This window comes from Sphingobacterium sp. HSC-15S19 (genome assembly GCF_050433745.1).
Classification (GTDB): domain Bacteria; phylum Bacteroidota; class Bacteroidia; order Sphingobacteriales; family Sphingobacteriaceae; genus Sphingobacterium; species Sphingobacterium siyangense.
The window spans coordinates 1-8,813 of record NZ_JBNPWQ010000070.1 but is presented as its reverse complement, the minus strand read 5'-3'; the positions used below and the strand labels follow the sequence as shown (position 1 = coordinate 8,813).

Annotated in this window: 10 protein-coding genes; 7 read left to right on the top strand and 3 right to left on the bottom strand. The window is 37.1% G+C overall.

Annotated elements, in window-relative coordinates:
* Positions 1–208 precede the first annotated feature (208 nt).
* Positions 209–484: a hypothetical protein gene (locus L1283_RS27970; protein WP_312353088.1), complete on the bottom strand. Its 276-nt coding sequence runs from the start codon at positions 482–484 to the stop codon at positions 209–211.
* A gap of 269 nt (positions 485–753) precedes the next feature.
* Between L1283_RS27970 and L1283_RS27965 the strand changes: the two genes are divergently transcribed.
* From L1283_RS27965 to L1283_RS27950, 4 genes are all read left to right on the top strand, one after another.
* Positions 754–1,350, top strand: coding sequence for a Crp/Fnr family transcriptional regulator (locus L1283_RS27965; RefSeq protein WP_312353090.1), 597 nt, complete (start codon positions 754–756; stop codon positions 1,348–1,350).
* A gap of 138 nt (positions 1,351–1,488) precedes the next feature.
* Entirely contained in the window at positions 1,489–1,680 is a 192-nt protein-coding gene (locus L1283_RS27960) for a DUF3606 domain-containing protein (protein ID WP_240582336.1), read from the top strand.
* 45 nt (positions 1,681–1,725) lie between these two features.
* A complete protein-coding gene (ligD, locus tag L1283_RS27955; protein ID WP_312353097.1) occupies positions 1,726–4,446 on the top strand; it encodes a DNA ligase D in 2,721 nt (906 codons plus the stop codon).
* Between the two features lie 215 nt (positions 4,447–4,661).
* On the top strand, positions 4,662–4,946 hold the full coding sequence (locus L1283_RS27950; protein ID WP_312353099.1) for a hypothetical protein: 285 nt from the start codon (positions 4,662–4,664) through the stop codon (positions 4,944–4,946).
* 483 nt (positions 4,947–5,429) lie between these two features.
* Here L1283_RS27950 and L1283_RS27945 read toward each other — a convergent pair whose 3' ends face one another.
* A complete protein-coding gene (locus L1283_RS27945) occupies positions 5,430–5,993 on the bottom strand; it encodes a ferritin-like domain-containing protein (RefSeq protein WP_312353102.1) in 564 nt (187 codons plus the stop codon).
* 221 nt (positions 5,994–6,214) lie between these two features.
* Here L1283_RS27945 and L1283_RS27940 point away from each other — a divergent pair, with 221 nt between their 5' ends.
* Both L1283_RS27940 and L1283_RS27935 read left to right on the top strand, forming a co-directional pair.
* Positions 6,215–6,703 carry a CinA family protein gene (locus L1283_RS27940; protein ID WP_312353103.1) on the top strand — a complete coding sequence of 163 codons (489 nt, stop codon included), beginning with the start codon at positions 6,215–6,217 and terminating at the stop codon, positions 6,701–6,703.
* Positions 6,700–7,368 carry a DUF6766 family protein gene (locus L1283_RS27935; protein WP_312353105.1) on the top strand — a complete coding sequence of 223 codons (669 nt, stop codon included), beginning with the start codon at positions 6,700–6,702 and terminating at the stop codon, positions 7,366–7,368. Before L1283_RS27940 ends, L1283_RS27935 begins: the two co-directional genes overlap by 4 nt.
* Positions 7,369–7,375: 7 nt before the next feature.
* Here the strand turns inward: L1283_RS27935 and L1283_RS27930 are convergent, their stop codons facing one another.
* A complete protein-coding gene (locus L1283_RS27930) occupies positions 7,376–7,837 on the bottom strand; it encodes a MaoC family dehydratase (RefSeq protein ID WP_312353107.1) in 462 nt (153 codons plus the stop codon).
* A 317-nt stretch (positions 7,838–8,154) separates the two neighbouring features.
* Here L1283_RS27930 and L1283_RS27925 point away from each other — a divergent pair, with 317 nt between their 5' ends.
* Positions 8,155–8,505: a YtxH domain-containing protein gene (locus L1283_RS27925; RefSeq protein WP_312353109.1), complete on the top strand. Its 351-nt coding sequence runs from the start codon at positions 8,155–8,157 to the stop codon at positions 8,503–8,505.
* Positions 8,506–8,813 lie beyond the last annotated feature (308 nt).

Sequence of the window (8,813 nt, the reverse complement as noted above, 5' to 3'; positions counted from 1 at the left end):
TGCCAGCCTTACGGCTGACCAAACTCGAAGAGGAAAATCGCAAAACCCAATGCGCAAGGGGACTGTATTATAGTTAATTTATAGAGGAAAGATATTAAAAATTACGCCTCATAACATGGTCAATAAAGCTAGCTCAAATTTTAATAGTCAGTTTTCCAAGAAAAGCCCTAAACCGACCAAGATACTGCATTCTAACTGTTTATTTCGATTAGAGTTTTTTGACTATTCTCCAATTGTCATTCTTCTTATTATATTGCAAAAACCAACTTCCCCCGGGAAGCTTTTCCTGCGGTCCCGCGGAGTATTCACCAACTTTAATTACTATTCTATTTACATGGACTTCGGAAATTTCAGCATATGCTTTTTCACCTCCGCGAAATTCAATAATTGCAGGTACGGATTTTTGCCCAATCTCAGGATCGAATAAAAATTGTGCAGTACCACCAATCTGAATTGTGACATCGTCAAAAATAAGCCCGTTCATAAATGTAAAAAATATAAGTTCGATAAATTTCGGAATGATCTTTCAGATCAGTCGAAAGATCAATAGACCACGTATTTTATTAGCGCATCTTATAAACAATTGTTCAATGAATTTGTTTTTGAAATTTGTTATTATACAATAAATAATACCTTATCAGAATTTCTTAAAATCTAGCTGAATTTGCATTCCCTTTATCGGTCTAATATTTGTATTCTCATGCTGGCGGCTTAGGTAGAATGGAGTGTTAATTGTCAAAAAGTTTATTATTCATGGTAATTGATGAGAATTTACTAATTAAATACGGTGCTATTTTTCACCATTACGCTGCAAAAGAAACAATTTTTAGCCGTGATGCTAGCCCCACGGCATATCTGCAGATCAGTAAAGGAACTGTAGAGCTCGATAACTATCATGAAGATGGAAAGGAATTTACCTTAAATATTCTATCAGCAGGTCAAAGTATCGGTGAATCACTTCTGTTTGGAGGGAATCATTATCCAATGAACGCTGTAGCAAAAGATGAATGTTCCATACTGTATTTACCAAAAACACAATTTTTACAGCTTCTGGATGAAAATAAAAGTATTGTATTCAGACTTTTAGGGTATCTATCAGATAGATTGTTTTATAAATACACCATGCTTTTTGGTAACTCAGCAAACGAACCGATCCCTAAAATACTGGCTCTTCTGGATTATTATAAAAGATCTGCGTCTGTGGAAGGACAGTTTTCATACTCTTTTCCCTTGACAAGACAGCAAATTGCAAATTTGACGGGACTGCGTGTAGAAACTGTAATCCGTACCGTTAAAAAAATGAATGAAGAAAGACTAATACTTGTTAAGGATAGAAAGATCTTTTATTAATGCCTGATAAAAAAGGTGCGTTAAATGAAAAGAAATCAATCGAATTTATATCGCCTGATGTTATATAAATATTTGATTGCCAGCTTAAGGTTTAATTAAAAATCGAAATACTGAATTGTAATCTTTTAAACTATTATTATGACAGACAACAAATCAAAAAAAGGAAAATCCGACAGAAATAAAGTAAGCGGATCAGAGAATTACGAAATCCAATATTTTAAGGAAAAAATGGGTGTGAGTTCCCAGGCAGTTACAGGAGCTATACGTGCTACCGGATCAAACGATAGAAAAGTGCTAACAGATTATTTGAAGAAGCGTCACGGAAAGTAAAACCTTGTTTTTCATTAATTCGAATAACATTTAAATTATAAAGCTATGGGATTATCTAAATATCGCCAAAAGCGTTCGGAGGAGAAAACCCCGGAACCTTTCGGCGGGAAGCCGAGTGGGAAAGAGTTACGCTTTGTAGTACAAAAACATGATGCTTCCCATTTGCATTATGATTTTCGTCTGGAAATGGACGGCGTTTTAAAAAGCTGGGCGGTTCCAAAAGGGCCATCGTTGGACCCTGAAATTAAACGTCTGGCCATGATGGTCGAAGATCATCCCTATGATTACCGCAATTTTGAAGGCATCATCCCTAAAGGACAGTACGGTGGCGGAACAGTGATTGTGTGGGATGAGGGAACCTATGAAGCAGTTGATTTTGAAGGGGAAGATCTTAAAAAGATGGAAAAAAGTCTGCTCCATCAGCTCAATTCAGGAAAAATAAAATTCAAACTCAATGGCAGTAAGCTCAAAGGTGAGTTTGTTCTTGTGAAGGCCCATGGAAGGGGCGAGAATGGGTGGCTATTATTTAAGCTTGATGACAAATATGCCACAACGGATGATGTTACACTTAAAGATAAATCCGTTATTTCAAAAAAGACCATTGCCCAGATGGAAAAATCACCGGACAGGGTGTATGGGAAAAACATCATCAAGAAAGATACCACAGTAAAGGATAAAAAGTCATCTGCAAAGGAGGCGGAGGAAATAATAACTGATCAGTTGGAGGCTGTACCTGCACAAGGAATAAAAGCATCAAAAAAAGTTGCCGAATTATTAAAAAAGGCACCCAAACAGGCTTTTTATACCATTGTGGAACCTATGCTTGCTACCCTTGTCGATAAACCTTTTGATGACGAAGGCTGGATTTATGAAGTGAAATGGGACGGCTATAGAGCCGTAGCATTTATGAAAGGTAGTAAGGTAGAGCTTAAATCGCGCAATGATAAAAGCTTTAATGAAAAGTTTTATCCGGTATATGACGCGTTAAAAGATATGGATCTTGATGCCATTATTGATGGTGAGGTTGTTGTACTCTCCAAAAATGGTACCGCGAATTTCGGTTCATTACAGAACTGGCGGAGTGAAGCGGACGGCGATCTGGTTTATTATATATTCGATATCTTATGGTACAAAGAGAAAGATCTTACTGAATTAACACTTTGCGAGCGTAAAGCCATATTGAAAGAAATCCTGCCTAAGAGCGATAATATATTAGTAAGTGAACATTTTGAAACTTCGGGTATTGCTTTCTTGGAGGAAGCCAAAAAACTCGGTCTTGAAGGGATTATGGCCAAACGGAAGGACAGCATATATCATATCCATAACCGTTCACGCGATTGGCTCAAGATAAAAGCCAATAAGCGGCAGGAAGTAGTCATTGGCGGATTTACCTTAAACGACGATTCCAACAAACTCTTTAGCAGTATCCTCGTTGGCGTATATGAAGGTAAAAAACTGGTCTATACGGGTAAGGTAGGTACTGGATTCAATGAGAAAATGCAGAAAGAAATGATGGCGCAATTCAAGCCTTTGATTACAAAGAAAGTGCCCTTTGCCGAAGAGCCCGATGTCAATAAACCTTCGCGGTTCAGACCCAATCCACCCCATGCAACCGTAACATGGCTTAAACCCGAACTTGTGTGTGAGGTGAGTTTTACGGAAATGACCAGCGATGGGGTAATGCGGCATCCATCATTTGATGGTATGCGGGAAGATAAAAGTGCTAAGAAAGTCGTGCTTGAAAATGAAGAACCTATTGAAGAAATAATCGAAGAGGATAATACAAGGTCAATTGTACCTTCACGATCTGACAATGGCCGTAAGACCTTGCTGAATCCTAATGATAAGACGCAGGTCAGAAAGATCAATAAGCACGAACTAAAATTTACCAACCTGGACAAAATATTCTGGCCGAAAGAAAAAATTACGAAAAGGGATCTGATCAACTATTATTATCAGGCAGCACCCTTTATCCTACCTTATCTAAAAGGAAGGCCACAGAGCATGAACAGGTTTCCAAACGGAATAGAGGACGAAGGTTTCTATTTTAAAAATGTCACTGATACAGCACCGGAATGGGCCGATACTTACCTTTATCACAGTGATTCTGATGATAAAGTCAGGCATTATCTCGTCGGAAAAGACGAGGCGACATTACTGTACATGGCCAATTTGGGATGCATCGAAATGAATCCCTGGAACAGTACCGTTAAAAAGCCGGAACATCCCACCTATTGCATCATCGATCTAGATCCTGACAAGAATTCGTTTGATCAGGTAATTGAAGCAGCACAGGTTACTAAGCAAATTCTTGATGACATGGGCGTACCCTCATATTGTAAAACGAGCGGCTCAACAGGATTGCATATATACATCCCATTAGGTAATAAATATACCTATGAACAGTGCAAGGAATTTGCACGTGTTATTGTAACGCTGGTGCATCGAGAGCTACCTGATTATACCACTCTTGAACGTGCTATTAAAGATCGTAAGGGGAAAATGTACCTTGATTTTCTACAGAACAGGCCGCATGCCACCATTGCCTCGGTTTACTCCGTTCGACCAAAAGCGGGCGCAACTGTATCAATGCCTTTGCATTGGGATGAAGTCAAGAAAGGCCTAAAAATGTCTGACTTCCATATTTTCAATGCGATAGAACGAATGCAGTCTGAAGGTGATATTTTTAAACCTATTCTTGGTAAAGGCATCGATCTTAAAGCTGCAATAGAAAAATTTTCGGATAATCAGAAATTAAACAAATAATAAAGAAATTATGAACGTAAAACGGATATTCGGAACTATTCTGACAATATTAGGGATAGGAGGATTAATTTACAGGCTATGAACTCATCATGAAAAGCACCGCTTATACAAATTTGGCGGTAGTCGGTATCTAGGCGCTTATTTTCTTCTCTTATGGAATAAGTCTTGTCAAGAATACCAAAGATGAGTCTTAAGAGTGATTCACTATAAGCGTTATGAGACATATAAACTTTGACAATACACATATTTATACAGGTAGCCTGGGAAAGTTTAATTTTCGACCGTTAATGGACTGCGTGTATATCGAGGTAATTATCGATTTTTCAGATGGTGCGATTTCCACGGGTGATATCGAGGTAATTGAGCCGGATCAAATTAATATGTATGTTGCTCCCTATACAACTGTCGCTGGAACTGCCATAGCAGCCAAAGCATGGGTTTTACAGAATATTGAAAAATCCGATGTTTGGAAGGTAACTGAAAAATATATCGATAGATAACCAAAATTAAATGCATGAAACACGCAAGTGATCCAAAGGATCATGAGTAATTTTTTGTTTCTAGATCAAAACATAGTTAACGAGGTACTGCGCGGGCGAGGACACTCTGATTTTTTTTCCAGATCCACCTCTTCGATCAAGATCACCGTGCTATTACTTTGTCTTAAATGAGCTTTCACTCACTTCACTTCAAAAAATGCCATAATCTTGATCTCAATAGTTGGATAACCGAGATGGAAATTTGAGGAAAAATGGCTAACAAAAATATAAAAGGTCGAATTACTAAATTCGACCTCTAAACATGAAATGTACTTAATATAGTTGAGTTAATGCCAATAACAAATATAGAGGCCTATTGTTTTCATAAAAAAGCCTTGAGCTGGGAGCCCAAAGCTTTTGATATATACCTATTTTATAAAACGTAATAATAGAACAATGTTTAATGATTTTGGTTTTTTATTGTTCGGATTACCTTAATTTTGACTATTCCTCTGCCGCTTGCTCGTTGATGAACCCTTCAGCTACACCCGTCAATGCTTCGTCAGTATCTTTTTCATTATCCAGTGTTTGCTGGAGCAGTGCAGCCACATCATCATGGCCCATCGTTTCTGCAAATGTGCGAAGTGTTCCGTAAGTTGCGATCTCGTAATGTTCAACTTTTTGTGCGGCAAGGATAAGACCTGCATCTCTTGTAAAGGTTCCTTTGTCTGTGTCAGAGATAATGGAATCTGCTTCATCAAGCAAACCCTGCATAGCGTCACATTTTTTTGCGACAGCTTTTTCTCCCAATTTTTCAAATACCTGTTCAAGTGTTTCTATATGTGTCTGAGTTTCCTTGGTATGCTTTTCAAATGCAGCTGCAAGTTTTTCACTGGTCGCTGCTTTTTGCATTTTAGGTAAAGCTTTCACAAGGTGTTTCTCTGCCCAATAAATGTCTTTTAATTCATCAACGAAAAATTCGTGGAATTCACTGTCTTTCATTTTTCCGGTATTTCCGGAAGGTTTCTTTGCGGCATTTTTCGCCGGTACAGATTTTGTTGTTGCCATAATAAAAATTTTTAAGTGTATTTCATAGATAACCAAGGCTATACCATTTTGGTTCAATAAAAGAAATTTAACACTTGTTAAAAAATAAGAGGCAATTTTGTTTAAACCTGCGCTTCAGGAATTTAAAAATACGGTAAACCTTGACGGTTTGGGTGTTGTTTATATGCAGTATTTTAGTGAAGATATTAGTATTAATAAAATTAAATTCTAAAAACAGAAATATGAGGGATTTAAAAGAATTAATCGAAGAGTGTAGCAATCTCCTTGCTACTGCTAAATACACGATCGCTTTTGCGGAAAGTGCAACGGCAGGGATGTTAGCGTTTGAATTTTCACAAAGCGAACATTCTGGGGAGATTTTGCGGGGTGGTATAGTCTGTTATGATGCGCATATAAAAGAAAAAATTCTAGGGGTGCCTAAAGGACTTATAGAGAAATACACACCGGAATCTGCCGAAGTAACTAAAGAGATGGCGTTCCGGGTTAAAAAGATGATGGATGCCGATGTTGTTGTTGCTGTTACCGGCCTTACAACTCCTGGTGGAAGCGAAGGCCCTGGAAAGCCTGTAGGAACGATGTTTTACTGCATTTTGATCAAAGAAAAAACGATTGAACATAGGAAAGTATTCAGCGGATCAGCCCGCGAAATTGTGTACTGCACGATTGAAGACATTATTAAAACTGTTATAAAATCTTTTAAGAAGCCATGAATAATAAAAAGCAAAGTTTTTTTTATAGAAATAGTCTGTCGATTGTTTTTATTTCCTTGTTTGTTTTAGCATTGGGAGCTCAGGCATTTTTTGGATGGAAGGAACACAATGAAGAGCTGAAAGATTTAGGGGCGCATGAAATTAGATTTTATTCTTATTTAGGAAGTGGCCATTTTTTCTCGGCAACTTTTGAAAATTTCCAAAGTGAATTTTTACAGATGGCACTTTACGTAATGCTTACAATCTCCTTGCGGCAGGTTGGATCGGCTGAATCAAAAGATCCGGAAAAACAAGAAGAAGTGGATAGGTTGCCCGATCCCACACGCAATGGTGCTCCTCGGCCGGTAAAGAAAGGAGGATGGCGTCTGATTCTTTATCAAAACTCGCTATCAATCGCATTTGTAATCCTATTCATTTTCAGCTGGGCGGGACATTTATATGGTAGTTTTAAAGATGCCAACCTTCAGGAAACCTTACGTGGCAAACCCGAAAAAAGTTTATTGGACTTTCTTGCCGAACCGCAGTTTTGGTTTGAGACATTCCAAAATTGGCAAAGCGAATTCCTGTCGGTTGCCTCCATTGTGATCCTTACAATCTTTCTCCGTCAAAAAGGATCACCAGAATCAAAACCCGTGGATGCGGCAAATGCTGAAACAGGTAAATAGAGCGGGTTTAGGTATTGAAATGATATAAAAATATAACATTCCCGATGTAAGCTGGTTTAATTTGATTTTTGATTACAAGTTTAGCTTCAATAATCACTTTTACTGTTCCGCGAAGGTTACAGATGGATTTTGCGGTGGCCTGGAGTTGTACTTCACTATTTACAGGAACGGCTTGTCCAAATTTAAAATTTTCTATTCCATAATTGATTTCCATTTTCACGTTTCTAACATCTGCAATCTGTTTCCAGAGATAAGGAATCAGGGATAAAGTCAGGTACCCATGTGCAATCGTTGAAGAAAAGGGACCTTCTTTCTCGGCTTTTTGTCGGTCGACATGTATCCATTGATGGTCATGAGTTGCCTCAGCAAAGAGATCGATCTGCTTCTGGTTAATCGTATGCCACAGAGAAGCCCCTATAAGTTTTCCCTCGTAGGATTTATATTCTTCAAAATTGTTGATAATTACCATATAAGCTTAGGTTAGTCTGTAATAACTGATATAGAACAAGTTTAAATAAATGGATGTTAATATCATAATTTAATAACTGCTAAGCTTCCGAGATATTGTCTATTTAGGATATTAGACAGAAATTAAGGCAAATGAAGCTTTAATGAGATTTTATTTTGAAAAGCAATGAATAAATGATGTGATAGGTTTAAGTACGGTTAACATTTCCGATTATTACCTAAACTTTGTCTTTATTTTGAAGACTGGTTAAGTTGGTATGTTAATTGTATTTTTTGTTTATATACATTTAATTACAAACCACTTAATATAAAATTACCATGTGCAACAACAAAGACAATAAATCAGGCTTAGTTCTGGGAATGCTGGCCGGTGCTGCTATTGGAGCACTACTAGGACTATTGTTTGCTCCGGACAGTGGAGAAGAAACGAGAAAGAAAATTAAGAAAAAGTCAGATGATTTAAAGGATCAGGCAAAGAATAAATATGGAGAACTTAGTGACGCCGTGAAGGACCAGTTTAACAATGCTTCTGCGAGTGTTAAAGAGACGGCAAGTAATGTCGCTAATTCGGTGACAGATGGTTTTGATAAACTGAAAGATCAGGTGACTTCCAGAGTAGAAGATGTCAAAATACAGGCAGGTTCAACAAAAAATAATCTTAAAACTTAGTACTTAATTTCCAATTTACTATATCTTACAAGAGTGAATAATAAATCGTTATCCACTCTTGTTTTTTTTATTCTATAAGCAAATATATATTAAAGATTTAATACAAAATTAGGAAGAGATATTAGAGAATATTTATAAAAAATATTCTCTAACAAATAATTAGTTCTGTTTTTTAAATAAGATTTCGATTGCTTATTTTTAAATATTTCCCTAACATATGTGTCCTAAATAAATTTTAGGATTGGATTTCTGTGGTACAAGCATAGCTTTTTTCATCATTTCGATATTGACCCCTATTTTTCAATCTG